The 25,270-nt window shown below is 64.3% G+C and carries 23 protein-coding genes; 16 read left to right on the plus strand and 7 right to left on the minus strand.

The genetic code is table 11. The features are described 5' to 3' along the window. Window positions 1–80 precede the first annotated feature (80 nt). Together AC3WN8_RS13655 and AC3WN8_RS13660 are read left to right on the plus strand one after the other, a co-directional pair. Complete coding sequence (locus AC3WN8_RS13655; RefSeq protein ID WP_492669987.1) at window positions 81–539, plus strand: winged helix-turn-helix transcriptional regulator; 459 nt, start codon at window positions 81–83, stop codon at window positions 537–539. A 229-nt stretch (window positions 540–768) separates the two neighbouring features. Continuing rightward, complete coding sequence (locus AC3WN8_RS13660) at window positions 769–1,674, plus strand: alpha/beta fold hydrolase (protein WP_492669988.1); 906 nt, start codon at window positions 769–771, stop codon at window positions 1,672–1,674. Between the two features lie 96 nt (window positions 1,675–1,770). Here the strand turns inward: AC3WN8_RS13660 and AC3WN8_RS13665 are convergent, their stop codons facing one another. Next, window positions 1,771–2,697, minus strand: coding sequence for a LysR substrate-binding domain-containing protein (locus tag AC3WN8_RS13665; RefSeq protein ID WP_492669989.1), 927 nt, complete (start codon window positions 2,695–2,697; stop codon window positions 1,771–1,773). Between the two features lie 107 nt (window positions 2,698–2,804). On the opposite strand from AC3WN8_RS13665, the gene AC3WN8_RS13670 reads away from it, so the two are divergent. From AC3WN8_RS13670 to AC3WN8_RS13695, 6 genes are all read left to right on the plus strand, one after another. Further along, complete coding sequence (locus tag AC3WN8_RS13670) at window positions 2,805–4,034, plus strand: metal-dependent hydrolase family protein (protein ID WP_492669990.1); 1,230 nt, start codon at window positions 2,805–2,807, stop codon at window positions 4,032–4,034. 2 nt (window positions 4,035–4,036) lie between these two features. Further along, entirely contained in the window at window positions 4,037–5,185 is a 1,149-nt protein-coding gene (locus AC3WN8_RS13675) for an MFS transporter (protein WP_492669991.1), read from the plus strand. Between the two features lie 124 nt (window positions 5,186–5,309). Continuing rightward, entirely contained in the window at window positions 5,310–6,092 is a 783-nt protein-coding gene (locus AC3WN8_RS13680; RefSeq protein ID WP_492669992.1) for a HalD/BesD family halogenase, read from the plus strand. Between the two features lie 162 nt (window positions 6,093–6,254). Then, complete coding sequence (locus AC3WN8_RS13685; RefSeq protein WP_492669993.1) at window positions 6,255–8,510, plus strand: TonB-dependent receptor; 2,256 nt, start codon at window positions 6,255–6,257, stop codon at window positions 8,508–8,510. 6 nt (window positions 8,511–8,516) lie between these two features. Continuing rightward, on the plus strand, window positions 8,517–9,782 hold the full coding sequence (locus tag AC3WN8_RS13690) for a M24 family metallopeptidase (RefSeq protein WP_492669994.1): 1,266 nt from the start codon (window positions 8,517–8,519) through the stop codon (window positions 9,780–9,782). Between the two features lie 17 nt (window positions 9,783–9,799). Then, window positions 9,800–10,438, plus strand: coding sequence for a discoidin domain-containing protein (locus tag AC3WN8_RS13695; RefSeq protein ID WP_492669995.1), 639 nt, complete (start codon window positions 9,800–9,802; stop codon window positions 10,436–10,438). Window positions 10,439–10,527: 89 nt separating this feature from the next. On the opposite strand, the gene AC3WN8_RS13700 is transcribed toward AC3WN8_RS13695, so the two are convergent. Both AC3WN8_RS13700 and AC3WN8_RS13705 read right to left on the minus strand, forming a co-directional pair. Continuing rightward, complete coding sequence (locus AC3WN8_RS13700) at window positions 10,528–11,208, minus strand: helix-turn-helix domain-containing protein (protein WP_492669996.1); 681 nt, start codon at window positions 11,206–11,208, stop codon at window positions 10,528–10,530. 80 nt (window positions 11,209–11,288) lie between these two features. Further along, entirely contained in the window at window positions 11,289–11,720 is a 432-nt protein-coding gene (locus AC3WN8_RS13705) for a nuclear transport factor 2 family protein (protein ID WP_492669997.1), read from the minus strand. 323 nt (window positions 11,721–12,043) lie between these two features. Between AC3WN8_RS13705 and AC3WN8_RS13710 the strand changes: the two genes are divergently transcribed. Next, window positions 12,044–14,812 (plus strand): TonB-dependent receptor domain-containing protein, encoded by a 2,769-nt coding sequence (locus AC3WN8_RS13710; RefSeq protein WP_492669998.1) that lies wholly within the window; start codon window positions 12,044–12,046, stop codon window positions 14,810–14,812. 124 nt (window positions 14,813–14,936) lie between these two features. Next, entirely contained in the window at window positions 14,937–15,911 is a 975-nt protein-coding gene (locus AC3WN8_RS13715) for a hypothetical protein (RefSeq protein ID WP_492669999.1), read from the plus strand. Window positions 15,912–16,228: 317 nt separating this feature from the next. Here AC3WN8_RS13715 and AC3WN8_RS13720 read toward each other — a convergent pair whose 3' ends face one another. Together AC3WN8_RS13720 and AC3WN8_RS13725 are read right to left on the minus strand one after the other, a co-directional pair. Beyond that, window positions 16,229–16,657, minus strand: a complete 429-nt coding sequence (locus tag AC3WN8_RS13720; RefSeq protein ID WP_492670000.1) for a hypothetical protein — start codon at window positions 16,655–16,657, stop codon at window positions 16,229–16,231. A gap of 72 nt (window positions 16,658–16,729) precedes the next feature. Further along, window positions 16,730–17,545: a protein phosphatase 2C domain-containing protein gene (locus AC3WN8_RS13725; protein WP_492670001.1), complete on the minus strand. Its 816-nt coding sequence runs from the start codon at window positions 17,543–17,545 to the stop codon at window positions 16,730–16,732. Between the two features lie 207 nt (window positions 17,546–17,752). Here AC3WN8_RS13725 and AC3WN8_RS13730 point away from each other — a divergent pair, with 207 nt between their 5' ends. From AC3WN8_RS13730 to AC3WN8_RS13755, 6 genes are all read left to right on the plus strand, one after another. Beyond that, the gene (locus AC3WN8_RS13730; RefSeq protein ID WP_492670002.1) at window positions 17,753–18,613 is read left to right on the plus strand and encodes a dienelactone hydrolase family protein; all 861 of its coding nucleotides are present in this window, start codon (window positions 17,753–17,755) and stop codon (window positions 18,611–18,613) included. 125 nt (window positions 18,614–18,738) lie between these two features. Further along, on the plus strand, window positions 18,739–18,900 hold the full coding sequence (locus AC3WN8_RS13735) for a hypothetical protein (protein ID WP_492670003.1): 162 nt from the start codon (window positions 18,739–18,741) through the stop codon (window positions 18,898–18,900). 193 nt (window positions 18,901–19,093) lie between these two features. After that, entirely contained in the window at window positions 19,094–19,603 is a 510-nt protein-coding gene (locus AC3WN8_RS13740) for a hemerythrin domain-containing protein (RefSeq protein ID WP_492670004.1), read from the plus strand. After that, window positions 19,604–20,560 (plus strand): NAD(P)/FAD-dependent oxidoreductase, encoded by a 957-nt coding sequence (locus AC3WN8_RS13745; protein WP_492670005.1) that lies wholly within the window; start codon window positions 19,604–19,606, stop codon window positions 20,558–20,560. It abuts the gene before it with no gap. A 119-nt stretch (window positions 20,561–20,679) separates the two neighbouring features. After that, on the plus strand, window positions 20,680–21,867 hold the full coding sequence (locus AC3WN8_RS13750; protein WP_492670006.1) for a JmjC domain-containing protein: 1,188 nt from the start codon (window positions 20,680–20,682) through the stop codon (window positions 21,865–21,867). 113 nt (window positions 21,868–21,980) lie between these two features. Next, on the plus strand, window positions 21,981–22,355 hold the full coding sequence (locus AC3WN8_RS13755) for a hypothetical protein (protein ID WP_492670007.1): 375 nt from the start codon (window positions 21,981–21,983) through the stop codon (window positions 22,353–22,355). Window positions 22,356–22,518: 163 nt separating this feature from the next. On the opposite strand, the gene AC3WN8_RS13760 is transcribed toward AC3WN8_RS13755, so the two are convergent. Further along, entirely contained in the window at window positions 22,519–23,952 is a 1,434-nt protein-coding gene (locus AC3WN8_RS13760) for a hypothetical protein (RefSeq protein ID WP_492670008.1), read from the minus strand. A 144-nt stretch (window positions 23,953–24,096) separates the two neighbouring features. Next, window positions 24,097–25,248: an AAA family ATPase gene (locus tag AC3WN8_RS13765; RefSeq protein ID WP_492670009.1), complete on the minus strand. Its 1,152-nt coding sequence runs from the start codon at window positions 25,246–25,248 to the stop codon at window positions 24,097–24,099. Between the last annotated feature and the right edge of the window lie 22 nt (window positions 25,249–25,270).

Genomic DNA, 25,270 nt, shown 5'->3' on the forward strand with positions numbered 1-25,270 from the left:
GATGAAACTATTTGATCGATAGCGAGATGGTTTTATAATGCAACCACAATGCGCCGATCGAGGCGTGCGGAAAGGGAAGAATGGTCAGGCGCAAAAGCCTCAAGGGCGATTATTGTCCCAGCGCACGGTCGCTCGATGCGATCGGCGACTGGTGGTCGCTGCTGATCGTGCGCGACGCCTTTGACGGGCTCTCGCGCTTTGGGGAATTTCAGAAGAGCCTTGGGATCGCCCGCAACATCCTGTCGGATCGGCTGCGCACGCTGATCGATCGCGGCATCTTGGAGGCGGTTCCCGCGGCCGATGGCGGCGCGCATCAGGAATATCGGCTGACCGAAATGGGCCGCGACCTCTTCCCTGTCATGGTGGCGCTGCGGCAATGGGGCGAGCGGCATCTGTTCGCCGCCGACGAAGAACATTCGAAGCTTGTCGAGCGCGATACCGGCCTGCCGGTCCGGCTCGACATACGGACCGAGGACGGACGCCCGATCGGCCCCGACGCGGCCATCATCCTGAAAGTGCCCGTCGAAGACGAGGGCTGATACGGGCCTGGAATTGGCCCGCCACTTCCATAGCGCCAAGTCATCGGTCCATCTGATCTTTGCGTTCGTCACGCGGCGCAACGCGCCCTAGAGTTGATCCGGTCCAGATTGAACCGGATCAACTCAGAAATACCTTTTGTTTGCCGTGATTTCCGAGTCGGCAGGTGATTCCACCTGCCTCGAAATCACTCTAGCCTTGCCGAAAGGCCATGTTCAGGGAGGGGTTCATATGCGCCACGCCATTATTCGCGCTTTCGTCTCGACAATCTGCCTTGCCGCATCGGCATCGCCGCTTGCGGCGCAGCAGCGCGCGGCCTCGACCGAGCCCGCGCTCTATCATGTCGCGATCGGTGAGGCGGGTGGGGTTCCGCTCGTTGCGGTCAATGGCGGCCCGGGTTTCAATCACAGCTATCTTATCGGTGCCCCCGTGTGGAAGGGGATGTCCGAACGGCGCCGGATCATCTTCTATGATCAGCAGGGCACGGGAAAATCGCCCAAGGCGCCTGCTTCCGGCGACCTGACCGTCGCCAGGATGGTCGAGGATCTCGAAAGTCTCAGGCGTACGCTGAAAGTGGAGCGCATGGACCTGCTCGGCCATTCCTGGGGCGGCATATTGTCGATGGCCTATGCGGTTCGCTACCCCCAGCATGTCGCGCATCTCGTGCTCGTCGGATCGGGCTCTCCCAAACCGGCAGAGCATGAATTTCTGTTCGACAAGCTTTATCCGGAATTGCTGGCGACGATTCCGAGCGACCCGAGCCCGGCGGGGCAGATGGGCTGCGTCGAGATCGATGCCTATGAGAAAATGTCCTATTACGACCAGCGCAACCGCCCTCGCGAAGGGGAGGAGGCGGGCAGCAGCTTCTCGCAGGAAACCTGCACGACGGTGATGCTCGATGCCATGAAGCTCGATCTCTATCCCGAACTGAGCCGCCTCAAGGTCCCGACGCTCGTCATCAACGGGCGGTTCGACGCCAATGTCGCGCCCACCGTCGCCTACAAGATCAGCCGCGCCATTCCCGGCGCCCGGCTCGTCTTCTTCGAACGCAGCGGGCATTCGCCCCAGCTGGAAGAGCCCGAGAAATTCACACTGGAGGTCGAGCGGTTTCTAGAGCGCTTCCCGAAAAAGTGGTAACCGGTTTTTCGGCCGGGAAGCGCTCAAGATATTGAATCGGAGCCTTTCTTTCCCGGCAGGGCGATTTCGCCCTGCCGGGAAAGGCTCCAGGCGCGGTCAGATGATGACCGGAGTGGTGGGGTCGTGCGGTCTCATCAATGCATCGACAACGGCCTCGACCAGCGCCTGTCGCGCGTCGGGGCGGTAGACGATGTAAAAGGCCTGGTCGGAGGTGATCGACCGGTTCGAGATCCGCACGACCTGTCCCGATTCCAGATAGGGATCGACAATGCCCTGCCAGCCGAGCACCACGCCGCGCCCGGCCAGGGTTTCCTGCATCATCGGGGTATAGGCGCTGAACACCGGTCCTTTCGGGGCAGGCATGAAGCCGAGATCCTCGAACCAGTCGAGCCAGTCGACGCGTCCCTGGCTGGTATTGGCAAGGTGAAGCAGGGGGGCGGCGGCCCATGCTTCCGGGCTGTCGTGCCGAAGCCCGGGAAATTGTTCGAGCAGCGACGGTGCGCAGACCGGAAACGCAATCTCTTCGAGCAGCTTGCGCGACGTCATTTCGGGCCAGTCGGCAGGGGTGCCGTATCGGATCGAAACATCGACGTCGTCGGCGTCGAAATTGAGATAGGTGTCGGAGGTGATGAGCCGGATCTGCGCCTCCGGCAGCAGCGCGCGCAATGTTCCGAAGCGCGGCATCAGCCAGTCATGCGCCATCGCATAGGTGCAGGCGATCGTGACGCTTGCCGCCCGCTCGTGACGGCGCCTGATCGCGTCGACGCTGTCGCGGATCCGGCCGAGGCCCGACTGGATGGCGCCCGCCAGCGATTCCCCCGATCCTGTGAGCACGAGGCGATTGCCGCTGCGCACGAACAGCACGACGTCCAGATCCGCCTCCAGATTGGAAACGTGACGGCTGACCGCCGATTGTGCGATGTTGAGCTCCGCCGCGGCGCGCGTGAAGCTGCGGTGCCGGGCGGCCGCTTCGAAGACGGCAAGCGCGTTCAGGGGAGGCAGCGATTGGCGGAGGCTTTTCATCATCTCTGCATATCAAAAAGTCATTGAATGTCCACATTTCTGTGATTACGCGATCGCCGCCTCTGGCCTAGGCTGCGGTTTCGCCATCATGAAAGCCGGGGGATGAGTTGACCACGATCGTGTTCGAGAATGCGCGGGTGCTGAACGAGACCGCGGACGGCTATCGCGAGGATTGCCACGTGGTGGTCGAGAATGACCGGATCGTGGCGGTGGACGCCGGCCCGTCGCGTCTTCAGGGCGCGGAGGTCGTCGACATTCGCGGCGCGACGCTGATGCCGGGCCTGATCGACGTCCATGTCCATGCCCGGCTTTCGAGTGCCAATGCCGCGGAGATTCTCGGTCATCCCGCGACCTATTCCACCGCGCATGCGGCCCGCATGTTGCGGCACGCGCTCGACTGCGGTTTCACGAGCCTGCGCGATGTCGGCGGCGGCGATCATGGGCTGGCGCGCGCGCTCGACGATGGGCTCATCCCCGGGCCGCGCCTGTTCTATGCGGGGCGCACGCTCTCGATGACGGGCGGCCATGGCGACCTGCGCGCCGGCCATCAGGATGTCGAGCCCTGCGGGTGCCGCCAGATGCACATGATCGCGCATGTCGTCGACGGCGAGGACGAGGTGCGCCGTGCGGCGCGCGAGGAACTGCGCATGGGCGCGCATTGCATCAAGATCATGCTGTCGGGTGGCGTGCTTTCGCCCACCGACCCGATCTGGATGCAGCAATTCACCGATGCCGAAGTCCTGGCGGCCGTCGAGGAAGCGGCGCGGTGGCGCCGTTATGTCGCGGCCCATGCCCATACTGCCGACGCCGTCATGCGCGCGGCGCAGCTCGGTGTCCGGACGGTCGAGCACGCGACGCTGATCGATGCCGAAGCCGCGGCCGCGCTGCGCGATGCCGGCGGCTTTGCCGTGCCGACGCTTTCAGTCGTGATGGCGCTCACCGAACGTGGCGACGCGCTCGGCCTTTCCGCCGCGGTGGCGGCGAAGGCCAGGGAAATCGTCGATCTCGCGATGCTGGGCTTCGAAACCGCGTGGCGCGCCGATGTGCCGCTCGGTTTCGGCACCGACCTGCCCGGCAATGTCTTCGAGATGCAGGCGCGCGAATTCCTTTATCGCCGCGAGATCCAGCCCGCCGCCGCGATTCTGCGGTCGGCGACGGTCACCGGCGCCGACATTCTCCAGCGCCCCGACCTTGGCCGGATCGCGCCGGGTGCTGCGGCCGATCTGCTCGTCGTGGACGGCGATCCGCTGGAGGATATCGCGCTGTTGGCGGAAGATGGGCAGTATCTGCGCGTGATCATGAAGGCAGGCCAGTTCCACAAGCGCGCTTTGGCGTGACAATGGCGACGCATCCCGTGGAGGCTGTTGCGTCGCGGCTGGCGGCATCGACCTGGGCTGCGATCTATCTCGGGGTTGCGGCCGCGACGCTTCCCGCCGTGCTCCCCGTCATGGTCGGCATATTCGCCGAGCGTTTCGGTTACGGCATTGCCGGGGCCGGTTTGATCGCGTCGATGAATATGGGCGGCATCCTTGTCGGCAGCCTGCTCTGCCCGCTGATCACCACGCGCCTGTCCTGGCCCGTAGCGATCCGCATCGGGCTGACGGTCATGATCGCCGGCAACCTGCTGACCATGCTCGACGGGCATTATGGCTATGTCGCCGCCACCCGCATCCTGTCGGGGCTCGGCGAGGGGCTGGTCGGGGGAATCTGCTATGCGGCGATGGGGCGTTCGGTGCGTCCGGAACGGAGCATCGGCATTTATTTCGCGGGCCAGTCGATCGTCGGCATGGTCGGCCTGGGCAGTTTCGGCTGGATCGCGGTCAATCTCGGCTGGCCGTGGATTTTCCTGATCCTGTCTGCGGTCGCGCTCCCGGGTTTCGCGCTGGCGACGATGATCGGCAGGGCGCAGCCGGGCGCGTCGCAATCCCGGGCGCGGGGTGCCGCCGGCAATCGTCTCGCGATCGGCGCACTCGCCTGCATTCTTGTCTATTTCATCGGTATGGCGTCGCTATGGCCCTTTCTGGAGCGCATCGGCGTGGGGAAGGGGCTGTCGCCCGGCGCGATTGCCTTCGCGCTGTCCGCTTCGGCCTTTGGCGGCCTTGCCGGATCGCTTGTCGCGAGCGCCGTGGCCGACCGGCTTCCGCGCGCGATCGGTCTTGTCGCCGGGCTGCCGATACTTGTTGCGGGCGTCGCGGGCCTGGCGTTGGCGCCCGATGCGTCGATCTTCACCCTGTCGATCTGCCTGTTCGCCTTTGTCTGGCCGTTCCAATACGCATTCCAGTTCGGCCTGCTCGCATCGATCGACCGGCATGGGCGCTTCATTGCGCTGACCCCGGCGATGACGGGTGGCGGACTGGCGCTTGGTCCCGCCATTGGCGGGTTCCTGTTGGAAAGCCTGTCGTTGGTGGCGGTCGGCGCCTTCTGTCTGGCGTGCGTCGTCATGGCGGTGTGCGGCACTGTCTATCTTCGCGCGCGAAACACAGGCTGAGTTTTCAGCGCTCCATCACATTTTGAGATGCATTCCCAGCAAAGCTCTGCTGGCGATCAACCGTGACGATGCCATGATCCTTTCATGAGCCGGGTGTCGCCGGCGCATAGTTTCGGGAGCCGACATGTCCTTCGTGAACACCGCACTTTATCCGTTATCCGACCCTGTCCGCCGCGCGGAGATCGTCGAACGGGCCGCCAGCCAGCTCGCGCAGGACGGTGCGGCCGCCTTCCCCGATTTCCTCACGCCCGAGGCGCTCGCCGCCATGGTCGCCGAAGCGACCGGCAAGTTCGCACATGTCCATCGCCGGGATCAGATGCTCGGCTTCAATCCGCAGGGGCCGCTGGCGGGTGTCGCGGACGAGAAGCTGCGCGAACGCGCCTCTCCCTATCTGATGTGGATCCTGGGTTCCGACATTCTCGATGCCGATGGCGAACTGCGCCGGCTTTACCGGTCCGCCGAACTGATGGACTTCGTTCGCGAAGTGCTTGGCGTCGAGGCTCTGCACGTCACCGCCGATCCGCTTATCAATATCAACCTGACCTATATGGGCGAAGGCGACCAGCATGGCTGGCATTTCGACGACAATGATTTTGTCGTCTCCCTGCTGTTGCAGGCGCCGGAAGCGGGCGGGGCGTTCGAATATGCGCCCGGCGTCGACACCGCGCCGGTCGAGGACATCCACGCCATTCTCGACGAGAATTCGAGCCGCACGAAGATCCAGAAGGTCGAACCCGGAACTTTGCTTCTCTTCCGGGGGCGCAAGGCCTTGCACCGGGTCACCGAAGTGAGCGGCTCGAAGCACCGGATCATCGCGCTGCTCAGCTATCATAAAGAGCCGGACTTCGTTTACGCGGACTCGGTCAAGCAGAACGGGCTCGGCCGCGTGTCGGCGATCGCGGCCTGATGCCGCGCTTTGATGAGCCTGGCTCATCGAAGCGCGGCGAAGCCCGCGCGGCGCCTGAGCGTTCGAAGGTGCGGATGCGCAGCATCCCTGCATCTTCGCAAACCAACCGCACCGGCCCGGACCGGACGGAACGATAATCAAGAAACGAAAAGGGGAGGCATCATGTCTCGACACATCCATCTCATCGCACTGCTGACCACCACATTGCTCGCCGCGCCGGCGTTCGCCCAGGAAACGGACGCCGCGCCGCGTGACGAGGGAGACATCATCGTCACCGCGCAGCGGCGCGAAAGCCGGTTGCAGGACGTGCCTCAGGCCGTGTCGGCGTTCGGTGGCGAAGCGCTCGGCCGGCTCGGCATCCGTGACACCGAAAGCCTGGTCCGCAACACGCCGAGCCTGACCTTCACGCCCGTCGGCCCGGGCGAATCCAATATCGGGCTGCGCGGCCTTTCCACCGATCTCGGTCTCGCCCCCGCCGTCGCGGTCTATATCAACGACACGCCGTTCGACTTCCGCACGGATGCCTATAGCGGCACGCCCAATATCGACCTGTTCGACATGCAGCGCGTCGAGGTGCTGCGCGGGCCGCAGGGCACGCTGTTCGGATCGAGCTCCACGGGCGGGACGATCCGCTACATCACGAACCAGCCCGATCTTTCGGGCTTCTCCGCGCATGGCGAGGCCACCGTCAACAGCGTGAAGGGCGGCGGCGAGGGCTATGGCGCCAAGGCGGCGGTGAACCTGCCGCTGGGCACCAATCTCGCGCTGCGCGTGACCGGCAGCTATGAGAAGATCGCGGGCTATATCGATCGCTACGACGCGACGCTTGCCGGCTTCACATCGCCGCAGTCGAGCGACAGGCTGGCCGAGAAGAACGCCAATGACGCGGTGATCCTCGGCGTCCGCGCCGCCCTGCGGTGGGAAGCCGCCAGCGACCTGACCATCACGCCCAGCCTGTTCTATCAGCGCATCCGCGCTGACAATCCGATCGCGACGCAGAGCAATCTGCCCGGCTTCGGCCGCGCGAGCGCCGTCGGCGGAGAGCCGTCGCACACCAATCTGATCGTCGCGAACCTGACCGTCGAAAAGGAATTCGGCGGCCTCAAGCTCGTCTCGTCGAGTTCCTATCTCAACAAGAAATCGGATGCGGCGATCGACTATACCCCGCTGGGCTACAATATCTTCGGTGCCTTCGCGCCGTTCGAGAGCCGCATGCCCGGAACGGCGGACAGCTATACCCAGGAACTGCGGCTGACATCGTCCAATGCCGGCCCGTTCAACTGGATCGCGGGCGTCTATTTCAGCCATACCGACCAGTCGCTGGGCCAGATCTTTGAAGGCCAGCCATTCTCAGACCTGCTCAATTCCGTGTTCGGCCCCGCGCCCCGGCCGGTCGGCCCGATCTCCTATGATTATCTCCAGCGGACGTCCGAACAGCAGATCGCGGGCTTTGCGGAGGTCAATTACAAGCTCAGCGACAAGCTCGAGCTGATCGCGGGCGTGCGCGCCTATCGCCTGAAGAACACGCTGGAGGCGACCTGCACCGAAGCCTTCCCCGGCATATTGTGCGGGGTGGATACGCCGCGCATCACCGCAAAGAAGACGAGCGCCAGCCCGCGCTTCACGGTGAACTACCGCCCCGTCGACAACGCCACGCTCTATGCCACCGTCTCGCGCGGGTTCCGCGCCGGCGGCGCCAATGCCGCGATTCCGCCGGCGCTGGGCTGCGATCTCGCCAGTTCGGTGGGGCCGATCTTCAACCCCGATTCGGTCTGGAATTACGAGCTCGGCGCGAAGCTCGAGACACCGAACCGGGTGCTGACGGTCAATGGTGCCGCCTATCGGATCGAACAGAAGGGAATCCAGCTCACCATCCCCGATCCCTGCGGCTCCACCTTCTTCGCCAATGCAGGGGACGCGCGCATCGACGGCGCGGAGCTGGAGGTGAATCTGCGCCCGTCCCGGAACATCACGCTGAGCGGGCAGCTGAGCTACACCGACGCCAAATTCACCAATGTGCCCGCCGATTTCGGTACGGCGGCGGGCTATGCCAAAGGCGACGCCATCCCCGAGACGCCGCGCTGGAAATTCGCGCTTTCCTCCGAACTGCGTTATCCGGTGACCGAGGGATGGGAGGCCTATGCACGCGGAAGCTGGCAGCATGTCGGCAAGACGCCGTTCGGCATCGACGGCGTGGTCAGTTCGGGGCGGTTCCGCCCGGCCTATGACATCGCCAATTTCGATATCGGCGCGGAAGGGGGCAGGGTGGATATCAGCCTGTTCGTCCGCAACGCCTTCAACCGGCGCGGCATCCTCGCCATCGCTTCGGGTGCGGTCAGCACGATTCCCGGCGTGTTCGAGAACGTGACCTATGTGACGCCGCGCACGATCGGCCTCACCATGCGGATCAAGGGCTGATCGACCATGACCGGCAAGAGCGTTTTCCCGCGCGAGGAATATGAGCATCGCTGGCAACGCGTGTGGGAGGCGATGCGTGCGCGGGGCTACGAGGCCTTGCTGGTCTGGTCGCGTGGCGCCGGATCCTATGACCGGCTCGGTAACGTCTATTGGCTGACCAACTATGCCAATACCGGGACCGGGCAGGATTGGGCGGACGATGTCCAGATGGGAAGCTGGACCTTTTCCGCCGTGCTGTTCCGGAACGGGCGCGAGCCCGAACTGCACAGCGCGCAGCCGCCCGAGGAAACCGAATATCACAAGGCGGTGTGCGGCGACCTGATCGTCCATGAGCCCAGCGTGATCACCGGGCTCGCCGAATATTTCCGCAAGCACGGCATAAAGGGGCGCGTCGCCGTCGTTGGCGACGACGTGCTTCCCGGCCTTTACGACCGGCGACTGCGCGCATTGACGCCGCAGATCGAGTGGGTGACCGACGAATGGTTCCTGCTCGAACCGCAGCGCGTGAAATCCAAACGCGAGCTCGATGTATTCCGCACGGCGGGCGACATCGTCACCCATGCGCTCGCCGTCGGCATGGACGCGATGATCGCGGGTGAGACGTCCGCGGTGGCGGCGGCGCGCACGGCGGCGGAGATCATGCGCCGTGGCGGCTGCTTCTCGCGCATCGACATGCATCACGGCGCGCATGCGGAGAAATACATCCTCGGCGACATGCTCCATGGCTATGACATGAGCGCGCCGAACAAGGGCGACATGGTGCGCGGCTGGATCCAGGGGCCGATCTTCCAGGGCTATTGGCTCGATCCCGGCCGCAGCGCGGTGTGCGGCGGACGATCGACCAGAGAGCAGCGCAACATCCTGGAGGGATCGGCCGAAGTGTGCCGGGCGATCATCAAATCGATCCGTCCGGGCATCACGCCCCGGCAACTGGGCGTGATCGGTGCGAAGGCGGCGGTGCCCTATGAGGACAAGGCGCGCGACATCAAGGTGAATCTGGGGATTTTCGGCCATCAGATGGGCACATTCTATGGCCCGGACATCATCCCGGCGGGCGATCCCGGCAAGGGGCCGGTGGAGCCCGACGCATCGGGCTATGTGCCCATGCCCGGTGAGCTGGCGAATATCGACAAGCCCTATGAAGCCGGCATGCTGATCGCGGTGGAGGCGTTCATGAAACATCCCGGCATCGGCATGAGCGGGCTCGAGGATCATGTGATCGTGACCGAAACCGGCTGCGAGCAGATCACCAACACGCCGGTCTATATCTGAGCGGCACGGAGCCAGCGATGCGGACGACCCGTCGACAGTTCATTGCTCGCTCCGCGATCGGCGGCGCCGGCCTGCTCGCCGCGCCGCTGCTGGCGGGCGAGGACGCGCGCGCCGGGGCAATGACGCCTTCGCTCGATGCGACCCCTGTCGGGGAGCCGATCGTCGCGTCGATATCGCGATATTACCGGTTCTCACTGCTCGACGGTTCGCGCGCCGAGTCAGCGGCCTGGGTGCAGATGGACCTGGGCAGGCCGCACGCCATCAATGCGATCAGGCTGCATCCGCTGGATAGTCACGCCGCGTCGAAATGCGATTTCCCGGTGGGTTTCCGCATCGATTGTTCCGACGATCCGGTTTTCGACACCAGGATGCCGGTCGCCAGCTGGCAAGCGAAGAATTATGCGGTCCCTGGTAATTTCGTCGCGAGATTTCCGGAAGCGCCGGTGACGGCGCAATATCTCAGACTAGAAGCGACACCGCTCCCCGTCGCATCAAAGCCGGTGTCTCGCAGCGTTTCCCGGGACGGGGGGGCGGAGAATGCGGCACGCGCGCTTGGGCTTGCCAGGATCGAGATCCTTTCCGGCAATATCGTCGTGACGGCGATCGTTCGAGGGGCGGCAAATCTTCGCTGTCCCTTCGGTCACGCATCCGCATGATGCCTGGAGTGGTTCCGAGGCAGGTGGAATTACCTGCCGGCTCGGGAATCACGACAACTCTGGGCTTCAACGTCGGGGGATCGGTCGTTTCATCCCAGTCCGGCGATCGCCGCGCTGGGCGTCAGGCCGAAGCCTTTGCGGAAAACACGCGAAAGATGCGCGGTATCGGCAAAACCGGCGTCCATCGCGGCCGTGCGCACCAGCGCGCCATCGGCCATCTGCCGCGCGGCATGTTGCAGGGCGGACCAGGATTTGAAATCACGGAACGTCTGCCCCGTTCCGCTTTTGAAACAACGCAGCGCCTGTGTACGCTCCATTTGCAGCCGGCGTGCCAGCTCGTCCTGGGACATGCGCCGCATCGGATCGGCATATATCGCTCGTACGATCTCCGCGATCCGGTTCGACGGGGCGGCGCTGGACCAGGCGAGCTGCGCGCGAAGTTCGGCCACGGCAAACCGGTCGCCACGAAACGCGGTTTCGACCAGACCGGCCAGCGATCCGTTCAGGACACGGGCCAGGGGCGCGTCGTATGGAAAGGTCAGCCCGTTCAGATAAAGAACGTCGGCGCCCGGATCGGTGAGTATGACCTCGTGCACGACTTGCGGTCTGACGAGCAGCAACTCGCCGGTCACCTGCCACTCGCCATGCCGCACCATGACCGGGCCCCTTCGTCCGGCCAGCACGCACGTGACCGAATTCGCATGCGCCATCAGCCGAGGGCTGCCGATCGGCAGCAGCGTGTCGAGGAATGGAGAGATCGGATCCGGCATTGCCGCGACTATCCACCTCTCCGCCGGCGCGTACAACCGGTCGCTGGCGCGGCGGTGATGTCGCGGCAGGCCATTTTCGGCTAACGCTCGATACCGGCGCGGCCAAATGCTGCCGCGGCCTGCTTGCCGTTCATATAGACATCCTTGCGGGTGACTTCATGTGCGGCATTGACCGTGACGACGTCGAGCATCTCGATCTGCGCGGTGAATGGTGTGCCGTTCGGCTCTTCGAGCGAGAGCGCCATCGTCCACTCGAAAACCCAGTGATCGGCGCCATAGAGTCTGCGCCCCATTTCGAGGGAAAAGTCGAAGGTGGCAAACAATGCCCGGCAATGTTCTCGCAACTGCTCGCGGCCTGAAACGGGATCCGATCCGTCATGAAGCCAGAAAATCGTATCCGCCGAGTGAAGCGACGCGATCATGTCGGGATCCTTCGTGTCCCAGCCGACATGGTAGCGCTCGAAGACGGCCTGAAGCGGTTGCAATTGGTCGATCGATGCGGTGTCCGGCATTCACCTTGCCTCCTGCTGATACAGGCAATCTAGCGCCCGCAACGGAATCGGCGTTGAACAAACGTGCGCCGGATCGCCGGCATCGCCGCGACGCGGGGCCATCGGCCGATAGCGGATCGAGCCGCGACCGGGGTGGAATTGTGCTCTCCGGGCAACAGTGCGCACAAAATCTCTGAAAAATCCCAGGCCGGCTATCTTCTCAGGTTATTATGCCATAACCATCCGGAATGAAGAATAATGGCCTGAGCAGGCATTTATTTTTCCAGTTTCGCTCGGCAACGTCTGAGTGTGACAGGGATCTGAGAATTCTGGGGAGAAAGACCGTGAACCGTTCCGTGATATCCGTTCGTGCCGCTCTGATTGCCTCCGCCGGCATGAGTCTCGTCGCCGTTTCACCTGCGATGGCGCAGGAGCGGGCCGATGCCGAGCAATCGGTGAACGAGAAGGAGATCGTGGTGACGGGCTCGCGCATCGATCGCGCGGGCTTCGACCAGCCGACGCCCACCGCCGTGATCGGCGATACCGAATTGCGCCAGAGCTCGGCGTCCAACCTGCAGCAGGTGCTGAACGATCAGCCGCAGGTACGCGCGACCTACACCGGCGTAACGCTCGTCGGCAACACCGGCAGCGGCCAGGCACCTGTCGACCTGCGCGGCCTGGGCATCGATCGCACGTTGACGCTGATCGACGGACGGCGCTTCGTCGGCCAGAATAATCTCAATTTCGTCCCGACCAGCATGGTGAAGCGACTTGAGGTCCTTACCGGCGGTGCATCGGCCGCCTGGGGATCGGGGGCTGTCGCGGGCGTCGTCAACATCATCATGGACACGGATCTGACCGGCTTCAGGGCCGGCGCGGAAACCGGCATCGCCGATCGCGGCGATGGCCAGCGTTATCAGTTCGAAGGATCCTGGGGCACCAAGTTCGCCGATGGCAGGGGGCATTTCATGATCGGCGCCGAATATGTGGAGGACAAGGGACTGCCCCCCGGTAGCCGCAACGATCGCCATGGCGTCCGTGGCGCGGATATCACGGTGATCGACGGCAAGGTGATGCTGGCCGATGACGTCAATATCCCCATCCGTAGCCATAGCGGTCTGATCATGAGCGGAGCGCTCGCCGGACAGACGTTCAACAATGACGGCACGTTGCGTGCATATCGCGGTCCCAATGCCTCGAGCATCGGCGGCGAGGATGCGTCGAACTTGTATGACGACATCTATCTGGCGGCGCCGTTCAAGCGTCTCAACGCCTATGCTCGCCTCAGCTACGATCTGGGCGGTGCGACGATCTGGGCGGACGCGACCTATGGCAAGACGAAATCCACCTATAATTTCTTCCCCGATTTCACCGCGCCGGGAGACATCGGTTATGAGTTTCAGCCACTCATGGTTTCGGCGACCAATCCATTCCTGTCGCAGACGGTTCGCAACCAGCTTGCCGCGGCGGGCGAGACCAGCTTCGCATATAGCCGCGCCTATCGCGACATATTGAATTTCCGCTTCACGTCCGATCGTGAGCTCAAGGAAGGCGCGATCGGCATCGAGGGTAGCTTCGGCGGCGGCAAGTGGAAATATAGCGCGCATTACAGCCATGGCGAACTCGACGAATATTCGGCGCTGCTCAACAGTCGGCTCGCCGCGAATTTCGACAATGCCCTCAATGCGGTGCTGAGTGGCGGCCAGATCGTCTGCGCGATCAACGCCGATGCCAATCCCAACAACAACGATCCCGCCTGCCGGCCGCTCAATATCTTCGGCGAAGGCAATGCCTCGGCTGAGGCGATCGATTATGTGACGGGCACGCAGGGCGGATACAGCCTGACCACGCTCGACTCGATGGGCGCCAAGCTGCAGGGCGACCTGTTCTCGCTCTGGGCGGGGCCGGTGACTGCCGCGGCCGGCGTCGAGGCGCGCTGGGAGAAAGTGAAGTCACGGCTCGATGCCGGCGCGCTTGCAGGTGGCTTCGGCTTGCCTGTCTATGTCGCGCCGCTCTCGGGCGGGTTCAACGTCAAGGAAGCCTTTGCCGAAGTCGTCGTGCCGCTGCTCGATGCGAGTGCGTTCAAGGCCGATCTCAACGGCGCCGCGCGTTATTCGGATTACAGCACCAGCGGTGGCATCTGGTCGTGGAAAGTGGGCGGCACCATTCGCCTGTTCAACGATCTGCTGCTGCGCGCGACGCGCTCGCGCGACATCCGTTCGCCCAACGTCAATGATCTCTTCAACGAGACGAACATCAATATCGGGCCGCAGGTCGACCAGGATAGCGAGGGTCGCAAGGGTATCCCCGGCTATACCGACACGCCGGCGCAGGTGACGACCTTCTCCGGCGGCAACGTGAACCTGAAGCCGGAGATCGGCAGCACGCTCACGATCGGCGGATCCTATTCGCCGTCCTTTGCACGTGGGCTGCAATTCTCGGTCGACTATTACGACGTCAAGATCGATGGCGCGATCATCACGTTGACTGCTTCGGATCTGACCGCCGCCTGCGCCTTGGGCAGTCAGGCCGCGTGCGCCCAGATCATTCGCGATCCGGTCACGCAGACGCTGAAGACCGTCTTCTCGAACGCGCAGAATATCGCGCAATTCGCGACCAGCGGCTTCGATTTCGAAGCGTCCTATGTGCTGCCGATCACGCAGATCGCGGGCGCCGGGCCGGCGACTTTGCGCTTCCGAGCGCTTGCCACCTATGTGAAGGAGCTGGTTTACGACAACGGCCTGGAGACCAACGATGCGGCGGGCGATGTCGGCGACGGCGTGTTGCTGGGCCTGCCGAAATGGCGTGGCACGTTCAGTGCCAGCTATCAGGACGATGTGCTCGGCTTCGATGCGCGTGTCCGCTATGTCGGCGGCGGCAAGTTCAACCATCTCCTCAATGGTGAAGAAGGAAGGCCGCTGCTTGCCAACAACGATATCAGCGCGCGCGTCTATCTGGACCTCGGCGCCCAATATAAGGTGACGGAGAACTTCACCTTCTACACCAAGGTCAGCAACGTTTTCGATCGCAAGCTGCCCTTCTCGACGACGGGCAGCCCGCATTACGACACGCTGGGCCGTTACTTCACGTTCGGCGCAAATGTGAAGTTCTAGATCCATCCGCGTACGGGCACTGGCGGTTTCCACCAGTGCCCGGAGCCGGAAGTTCAGGGGCATTATCGCCGTTGCGAAGGATCGGCGCAGATGCGAAGCCGCCACCACGAACAATGGAGGTGGTATGCGGCGACCCGGCACATGGCTGTTCATGATCGGAGCGTCGCTCGTCGCCACGCCGCTTCCCGCCGTTGAATCAACGTGCGTCATGTCTACGGCGGACAAGGCCTGGCTCGACGGTGCGATCGCGAATTGGCGTTCGAGCGAGCGTGATATCCTGAAGCTCGCGCCCGCACCGCTGCCGACCATCATCGCGATCGATGCGGCCTGCACTTATACGGGCAAGGCCGATCGGCAGAGGCGCCTGCGATGGACGGCGGCGGCGCATGGCGATCCCATCGCGCTGCCGGGCGGCAACACCGCGCCGATCGGCCCGATCTCGTTCGCCTCGCCCGACAATGGCGCCGCGGGCACCGGCTATTTCGCAATGAGCCTGCCATCGGTCTGGCGCAAGTCCGGGGTGAGCAGCGAATTGGGGCTGGAGCGGCTGATGGACGGCGTGCTGCTCCACGAACTGATGCACACCCGCCAATTCTATTTCGCCAATCCCAGACTGGCGGCACTCACGCGTGAATATGGTCTGCCGGACTCGATCAACGACGATTCGCTGCAGGATGCATTCAAGGCGGATGCAGGCTATGTCGCCGATTACGAGGCCGAACGCGACCTGCTCTACGCGGCGGCGACCGCGCCGACCGATGGCGAGGCCCGGACATTGGCGGGCAAGGCGCTGGCGAAGATGCGCGCGCGAAGGGCCGGATATTTCACCGGCGCTAACGCCAAATGGCTGCCGCTCGACGATCTGTTCCTGACGATGGAGGGGCTCGGCCAATGGCTGGCCTATGCCTGGTATGTGAAGTCCGGCGTGCCCGCGCCGGCCGCGATCGACGCGGTCAGGCGCAAGCGCAATCTCTGGTCGCAGGATCAGGGGCTGGCCCTGTTCCTGACGATCGATCGACTGGTGCCCGACTGGCAGCGTGACGCATTTGCGGATCAGCCGCTGCTTGCCGAAGCCTTGCTGGCGAAGGCGGCGAATTGAGCACATGTCCCACGTTTCGGCCTTTTCCAAACAGCCCTATCGGCGCCGCACCTGGCTTCGTCTGCGGCTTCCCTTCTGGCTCATCGATTTGGGCCTGGCTGCGAAGGGCGCCGATTGCGAAGCCGCTGGAGGCCGTCACGACTGGTACAATGCCGATGGCATATCCTCGGCCTGCTACCATTGCCGGGTTATTGCTCCTGGGCAGCCCTGGGTGATCGGTGGTGCCGAGGTGTCTCTTCGGCCGCCTGAAAGGCCTTCCGACGCGAGCCCGGGCGTTTAGAAGGAGTAAGTTGGTCCGGGTGAGTTTGGTGGTCGTTTCAGTTCAGCCAGCCGCGCCCGCGGGCATGGATTGCGAGCCATGCGAGCAGGATCGCTCCGCCGCTCACCATCAGCGGGATGGCAAGGCCGAAACTGTCGAGCGCGCCGCTGAAAAAGACGATCCAGCCCTCCAGGATCAGCAGCGCGACGAGCGAGACGATCAGCACCGGCTGAGCCCAGCCCTTGCCGAGCAGCAGCCCTAGGCTGCCGATCAGACCGGAAAAGGTGCCGATGGCGAATGCCCCGGTGATCCAGCCGGGGATCGAGGATGCCGCGGCGCGTTCCGCGTCGCTCAACCCGGCCATCGGATCGCCGAACAGTCCGACCGAACTGAGATACATGGTGACGCCAAAGGCATTCCAGAGAATGGCAAGCACCGCGACCATCTTGAACCAGCCGGGGCGCGGTGCGGGGGAGGTGGTGGCCATGGCTCTCTCTCTCTCCATCGTCGAGAAGCGGGGAGTGTGCGCTTCCATTGCGGCCAAGGCAATCGGGAGAGGTTATCCTATACGCAACCAGATCGCCGAGGCGTCGTCGCTGATCTTGAAGCGCGGAAAGCGCTGGCAGGCCGCGTCCGCATTCTCGATGCCGCGCAATTCCGTCGCGAGTTCGGCCAGGCCGACCTCGGTCACGCGTGCGAACAGGCTTGCCGCGTCATAGGCACCATAATCGTCGATCAGCGCGGCGAAGCCGTCGCTCATCAGCAGCAGCTCGTCGCCCTTCGCCAGGGGTGCGCGATGAAATTCGGTGACGCTGCGGGTGTGGTGCGGATCGACCCCGAGCACGCGCTTCGGCCCCTGGCGCGATGCGCGCAGGCCGGCCACGACATGGGGTGCGCGTACACCATCGGTGTCGACCAATGCGCCCAATGCCACTGCGCTCGCTCGCTCACGCTCGCCGTCAGGCACCGGAGTCATGAAGGAAATACCGTCGGCGCTCCGGTGGATCACGACACAGTCGCCGGCAAAGGCGCAGGCGAGCATTTCGCCCTCGATCGCCACCGCCGCAAAGGCCGCGATGGGCAGCTCCCAATCATCGAGCGGCTCGCGTCGCCGTTCCTTTGCATAGCGTTGTGCGACCTGGTCGAAGACGGTGTCGCATATTGCCGAGATCGACCCCGAGACCCCGGCAAAGGCGGCACTGGCCGTTGTCGCCAGCCACGCCGCGCCGCCGCGGTCGCCGAGCAGCCCGGGTTCACCCAGATCGGTGGCCCCGTCGATCACCCAGGCGTGGCGTTCGCCGCTGCCGATGCGATCGTCATTGGGCACACCGGCCTTTCCGGCCAGGTTGATCGTCTGGATAAGATCGAAATGCATCGTCCGTTGAACTCATTGTGACGCGACCCGGATGGCCCGAACCCATCGGCGCGGTAATGCACGGCCGTTCACCCCGTCCACCTGAAATCGTCGGTGCCGATGGCTTTCAATGCAGCGGCGTTGAAGCCCACGCTCTCTACTGCCCTACGGTTGACAGACGAGGCGAGCGGGCGGAGCATCCGGCCGCTGACAAGGCGGAGAATCGGCATGTGCGACAACGACATCCATCCGGGGCTGATCGAGGATTGGAACCTGACCCGCAGGGCGTTCGTGGCGACGGGGCTCGTCACCGGGCTTGCGACGACCGCGCATGCCGCCGCCGCCAAAGTGACCGAGAAGGACGTGACCGTCACGACGCCCGACGGAAAGGCCGACGCGGCATTATTCCATCCGGCGGGCAAGGGGGCATGGCCAGCCGTGCTGATGTGGCCCGATATCATGGGGCTGCGTCCGGTCTTCCGCGAAATGGGCCGGCGTCTCGCCGCCGAGGGCTATGTCGTGCTCGTGCCCAATCCATTCTATCGCAGCAAGCGCGCGCCGGTGATCGAAGGTGCCATCGATTTCAACAATCCTGAGACGCGCAAGATTTTGATCGGTTATCGCCAGGCGATGACCGATGAGGGCGTCGACAAGGACGCCGTTGCTTATCTCGCATTTCTCGATGCCCAGCCCCAGACGGCGAAACGAAAAAGGGTGGGCGTACAGGGCTATTGCATGGGCGGTCCGCTCTCGTTCCGCACCGCGGCAGCCGTGCCCGGCCGCATCGGTGCGGTCGGCAGCTTCCATGGCGGTGGCCTCGTCACCGATACGCCTGCCAGCCCCCATCTGCTGATCCCCAAGACCAGGGCGGCCTATCTGATCGCTGTCGCGAAGAATGACGATGCGCGGCAGCTTACAGCGAAGGACGTGCTGAAACAGGCCTTCGCAGCTGCGAAGCGTCCGGCAGTCGTGGAGGTCTATCCCGCCGATCACGGCTGGTGCGTGCCGGGCAGCCAGGTTTATGACCAAGCCTCTGCCGAGCGCGCCTGGAGCGAATTGACGAAGATGTACAAGGCGCATCTCGTCTAGCGCCGATCGACGTGAAATGGCTCTGTGTCGGGAATCGCGCATGCTCGAATTATCTGCTGCAATGCAACAAATCGATTAGTGCGCATTGAACGTGAATGATATGCTCCCATGCAAGGGAGCCTTTCATGATCAAGGCCACAATCTACGTGCTTATCGCGGCGCTTCTGCTCGCCGCCGCTGTTTTCGTTCCGCGCAGGATCCGGCGGCTGAAACGCCGTGCCGCGCGACGGCAGCATGAGGCCGGAATTATCAGGCTTCCGATCGAAGAGCAGGACGGGCCCAATTAGCGCAGCGGTAGAAGGCATCCGCCACGGGGCTTGCTGCGCGCCTTTCCGTCAATGATCGCCGGCGCGGCGAACTATCGGTGATCCCTATATTTTTCTGCTGGACGCTTCGTGCCTGCTAACGACTCGCAACTGGGATGAATCCGGAACGAACTATGCGAACGCATGGTTGGAGAGCGATACAGGAGATCATCACATGGCCGATACCAAGCAGGACGCAGTCGCACTTCTCAAGGCGGATCATCGCAAAGTCGAGGGGCTTTTCGAGCAATTCGAAGGGGCTGGCGGCGACGGCAAAAAACAAAAGCTCGCGATGGAGATCTGCATGGAATTGACCGTGCACGCCACGATCGAAGAGGAGATTTTCTATCCGGCGTGCGAAGGCAAGATCGACGAGGATCTGCTCAAGGAAGCCTATGTCGAGCATGACGGCGCGAAGCTGCTGATCGCCGAGATCGAGGCAGGTGGGCCGAGCGACGATTTCTACGATGCCAAGGTCAAGGTGCTTTCCGAACAGATCGAGCATCATGTCGAGGAAGAGGAAAAGCGCATGGAGGGCATGTTCTCCCAGGCGCGCAAGGCTGGCCTCGACATGGACGCGCTCGGCGAACAGCTTCTGGCGCGCAAGACCGAGTTGCTCGCGACTTACAAATCATCTGGCCTGCCCAAGCCGGCGCTTTCGACCATGACCGAAGTGACAGTCTGATTGACTGTCGATAGCGGGCGCAGCGGCCATCGGGAGGCCGCGACCGATTGCCTCGTGATCGGCGGAGGCCCCGCGGGTCTGACCGCGGCCATCTATCTCGCCCGGTTCACCCTGAATGTCGTCGTGATCGACGCGGGGCGGAGCCGGGCGGCGAGCATTCCGCTGACGCGCAATCATGCCGGCTTTCCCGACGGCATAGCCGGGGCGAACCTGCTGGCGAGGATGCGCGCTCAGGCGATCGAATATGGCGTGCGGATCGTTGATGGAACGGTCGAGCAATTGTCGCACAAGGGGGAGCGCTTCAGCGCGTATCTGGATGGCGGCCGATTCACGGCGCGTGCCGTCCTGCTTGCGACCGGGGTCGTCAACAATCGTCCAGATATGCCCGCCGATATTCATGACGCCGCGGTGGCGCGGGGCCTGTTGCGCTACTGCCCGATCTGCGACGGCTATGAGGTCCGCGATCGCCGCATTGCCGTGATCGGCACTGGCGAGCGCGGTGCCAGGGAGGCGCTTTTCCTTCGATCCTATAGTGCGGATATCACGCTGATCTCCGTTGTCGGCCCCACGGAAATCGACCCTCCGTCGCGGAGCCTGCTCGACGCATCCGGCATCGTCACGATTGATGGGCCCTGCGGCGATATCATTGCGGATGGTGATCGGATCCGCGTTTCGACACCCCGTGGCTTGCTCGATTTCGACACGCTTTATCCGGCGCTTGGTTCGGAGGTCCGGTCCGAACTGGCCGCCGGCCTGGGTGCGCAATGTTCGGTCGAGGGATGTCTGCTGGTCGACGCGCACCAGCGTACCACCGTCACAGGGCTCTATGCCGCCGGGGATGTCGTGCTCGGTCTCGATCAGATCAGCCATGCCATGGGAGAGGGCGGGGTCGCCGCAACCACGATCCGCAACGACCTGGCCGAACAATCGCCAATCTATCGCCATAGACCTGGGTGATCGCCGAGCCGATCGAGGCAGGGGATGGTTGGCCGCACCAGAAAGAATGGCGATGGTGACCCCACCGGTTCGCCCCGGCGGGATTGCCGGGCGTTCGACCCTTACGTTAGGGTTGGCGCATGATTCTCGCTCAAGCCCAAGCGATCGTGCAGGCCGTGCTCGACCCGCTCCCCCTGGCGGATTTCATGGCCGCGGTGGAGGCCAGCCGGGCGCTGGATGTGCCGGGCGGCGCCGATCATCCGCGTGCGATGCTTTTCGGCCGGGATCCGGCGCGGGCCGTGCTGGATGCCCATGCCACCCATAGCGCGACGCTGGATTCCCACAGCCCCGCGCCGACCGGGCCCAGGCCCGATGCGGTGATGTGTGGCGATCCCGACGAATTCCGGGCGCTGGTCGGGCGGTTTCACGACAATGGCTATACGGTGCGCGTGGCCGATGTCGTGCCACTGTCGCCGGCCTTGCGATCCTTCGCGCGCGCGCTGGAGGCATTGCTGCACCAGCCCGTGACGGCATCGCTTTTCTGGAGTGTCGATCGCGCGCGCGCGGTGGTGCATTATGACGAGAACGACATCATCGCGGTGCAGCTTTCGGGACGAAAGCGCTGGTGGATATCGACCGAGCCCGCGGGGCTCGACATTGGATGGAAACAGCCCGGCCGGGGCGAGACGCAACTCGGCGCCCACCGCGTCGTGGAGGTCGGCCCTGGCGATCTGCTCTATATTCCACGCGGCACGCCCCACACGGTGGAATCGCTCTCGGACTCACTGCATCTCTCGATCCTGTTCACGCCGCTGACGGTGCGCGAGGCGGTGATCGCGATGATCGATCACCTCGCCAACATGACGCAACCGCTGCGCCAGACGGCGCTTGCGATGAGCGCGGAGCGAAGTTCGGATGGCAAGGCTGCGGCACTGGAGACGCGGATCACCGATGCGGTGGCGTTGCTGCTCGATCGGTGCCGCTCGGACGGGTTCGTCGCCGAGGCGCTGCAGAAACGCGCGGCGCGGATGGTGGGCGCTCTGCCAGCGCTGGACAAACCGGCGACCGGGCCGGTCACGCCGGCGACGATCGTCGGCCATGCGCCCCATGCGATCAGTGCCATGCTGGCAACGCCGGGCTGGATCGACTGGGCGCAGCCGGGCGGGCACATCCATATCCACCGCGGTGTGGAGGCGGGACTGCGTTTCATCGCGGAGACGGCGTCCTTCCGCGTCGGCGACATTCCGGGCGAGGGCGTCAGCGACGCGGTGCGCGTGGCGCTGGCCGAGCGTTTCCTGATGAGCGGGTTCCTCAGGGTCGAAGGCTGATACCCTTCTGCCCGGCCGACAAACCGGATATGGATCCGGGCACAGGAGAATGAACATGCCCCGAGCGATCTTCACGAACGACCCAATGTCGACAATCAATCGTGAGGCATCGCATGTTCATCTGGATGGAGGCTTATCTTAAGCACTCCGCGCTCAATTTCGGGCAGGCCCTGCAGGGCCTGCGCTATCTGTTCACGCATCCCGACATGGATCGGATCGCTCCACCGGGAACGGTGAGGCATGCAGTCCGTTCGTTGCAGTTGCGCATAGCACGCATCGGCAACGACCTGTTCTTCACCGTGTTGCCGCCGCAATGGCATCACAGCCGGGAAGAGCTGGAAACGCTGCGGCGCTTTTCGGTGCGGCACTGGTTCCAGTGCGGCTACGGGCCCTACCGCTTCGTCGAAACCGGTAACTTGCGCACCGATCTCGATGCGTTGCCCGAACCGCGATGGGATCCGCGCTGCCGCGACGACAGCGACGCATGATTTTTAGAGCAGCCAATCTGATTGTATCAGATTGGCTGCTCTACCTATTTGTGATCGCATCGTTTTCACGGAAAATCGGTTCCCACCCCCGCCTCCGCGGGGGCAGGCTTTTCCCGCATGATGCTCTAGCCCCGACCGCCACGGCGGTCGGGGCTATTCTCAATCAGCATCCACGATCGCCGGTCCGCGTGCCCATGCGCAGTCGATCGAGCGTGCTAGCGCGGGGGCGGCGGGGTTCGTCGCTGTCCCGCCGGCGCAACAGTTCGCGGGGGAAGAGGCCGGGTTCGCGCCGCTCCTCGCGTTGTTCCTGTTCCTGCTCCTCTTGCTGCTGCTGCTGTTGTTGTTGCGGCTGTTGCTGGGCGCGGTTGCGGGCACGGCGCGTGTCCATCATCTCGATGCGCCTGCGGGTGGCTTCGTCGCGCGCCCGGACGGCCGCGTCGCGTTCGTTTTCCGCCTTCCGGATATCGTCTTCGCGCGCGCCCGGGCGGTTGCGGGTCGTGTCCAGCTTGCGTTCGGCGGCTTCGGATGCGGCCTGTGCCGATTCCACCCCTTCCAGTACCTTGTCATACAGATCGTTGAACTGGGTTTCGGGCATGGTCATCAGGTCGCCCTCGGCGCGCGGGGGCAGGGGGACGGTCGCCGTGGTCGGCGGTTCGGGTTCGGCGACCGGGCGCATGCGCGGGGTGCCGCCGCCGCCGGGCGTGGCGGTCCGCCCGCTGCCGGGCGCGTTTCGCCATTCGGCACCCACCCAGGCGTCGCCGCTTTCGCCGGTATCGGGGAAGCGCACATAGCTTTCCTGTCGTTCGGCGTCGCAACAGGCGGCGGTGACCCGGAGCGTCGCCGGGCCGACATCGAAACGGATCGAGAGACCCTGGGTCTCATTATAATGGAGCGACGGTATCACGCTGCCCGATCCCTGGACGGACCAGCGCGCCAGCCGCACGCCGTCGGCGGTCTGGGTGCAGCCGCAATCGCCGACGATGACGAAGTCGTAGCGCTCGTGCGCCTTGTCCCAGACCATCCGATAGAAGGTCTTGCAGGCGCCGCGCTCATCGTTCGCCCGGTCGGTCTCGACGCCATCGCGCTTGAAGAAGTCGCGGATGTCGTCCTTCGCCCGGTCCATCGCTTTCTGGCGGACCGATTCAAGGATCTTGTCCGCCAGCTCGCGCCCGAAGAAGCGCGTCAGATCCTGTGCCGTGCCGGCGCCGCCGGCCGCGCCGGAGAGCGTGCCCCACAGCATCTGCCCCGAACCCACCATAATTTCGCGGCGATCCATCACCAGCGTCTGGCTGTGCGCCAACTCGACCGCCGCCTTGGCGCATTTGCTCATGCGCTGGCCCCGCAACTGTCCGACCGCCGCCGAGACGCGATCGGCGATCTGCTTCTTGGTACCCGTGGCCGCGGGGCCGATCAGCCGCTCGACCACATCGGTGGTCAGGTTGCGGACCGCCCATTCGGAATAGGTCTCTTCGCCGTCGCGCTGGTCGAGCCAGCGATCGGCATGGGTTTCGACGGGCGTGCGGTCCGCCCGGGCGGGCATGGGCAGGGCGATCAGCGCGAAGACGGAAAGCAGAAGCGCGAATGCGGACAATCTCACGGGAACTCCTCCCTGTTCGAGACTTGCCGGGATACGCGGCCCAATGAGTGTACAGGAGCCAGGCCGGTCGAGCCAATGGGGTCAACGAACACTCGATAGGCGTTCGGCAGGCCCGGCGCTGTGCGTCCGATCACATGGGCATATTTATCGTTTCGGCCAGATCCAGCGCGGCGCCTCCTCACCCTCCGCGCGCGTCTCTCCAAGCCGTTTGGCGAGTGCGATCTCGTGCATGACATGCTCGGTGCGCAGGCCGTGGATCAGCCTTTCGCTGTGCGACACCAGGATGATCTGGCAGCGGCGCGATGCGTGGACGAGCAGCCGTGCGAGCGCGTCGAGCAATGAGGGGTGGAGGCTCGCTTCGGGTTCGTTGAGGATCATGATCTCGGGCGGGCGCGGGGACAGCAGCGCCGCCACCAGCAGCAGGTAGCGCAAGGTGCCGTCCGACAATTCCTTGGTGTCGAGCGGCCTCAGCAGGCCGGGCTGGCGCATCTCGACTACGCCGTAATCCGCGCCTTGTACGGAAACGCGTGAACCCGGAAAGGCATCTTCCACCGCATCGTGCAGGCCATCGGCATCGCCCACCGCCAGGATCGTCGCGATCGCGGCCGCCAGATCCGCGCCATCGCTGCCCAGCACCGGCGTATAGGTCATCACCTGCGGGCGCCGCGCCGGGGCGTCGGCATCGGTGCGCAGATTGTCGTAGAAGCGCCAGTTGCGCATCCGCTCGCGCATCAGCAGCAGTTCCAGCCCGTCCTCCGGATCGGCGCAATGCGTCACCATGCTATCGAAGGGAAGGAGGTTGCCCAGCGCCTCGCGCCATTCGCCGCTCTCCGCCCGGCGCAGCCTGACCGCCGGCCCGCGCCGTTCGGCGAACAGGCTGAGGCGGCCGGGCAATTCGCCGGTCCACATCGCCTCCACCTTGATCTCGGGGTCGCGCTGAAAGGGGTACATGGGCTCGGGCAGGCCCAGCTCGATGGCATAGCCGAAATCCTCGCCCGAGAAACCGAGCTTCAGGCTGATCGGCGCCGATCGCACCGTGCCTTGCACGGGATGTTCGCCGCTCAGCATCTCGCGGCTGAACCGCTCAGGCCCCGCCCATAGGGTGGAGGACAATCCGCCCTCGGCCGCAAGCGTGGCGACGAGCCGGCCCTGTGCGGTCTCGGCGAGCAGGCGCAGTGCGCGATAAAGGCTCGATTTGCCGCTGCCATTGGCGCCGGTGATCAGCGTGAGCTGCCCCACCTCCAGCACGATATCGCGCAGAGAGCGATAGCCGGCGACGGCGAGGCGCGTGATCACGCCGGGCGCCTTTCGAGGTGCG

The sequence above is a fragment of the Sphingobium sp. FW305-3-2-15-F-TSA7 genome (assembly GCF_058787155.1).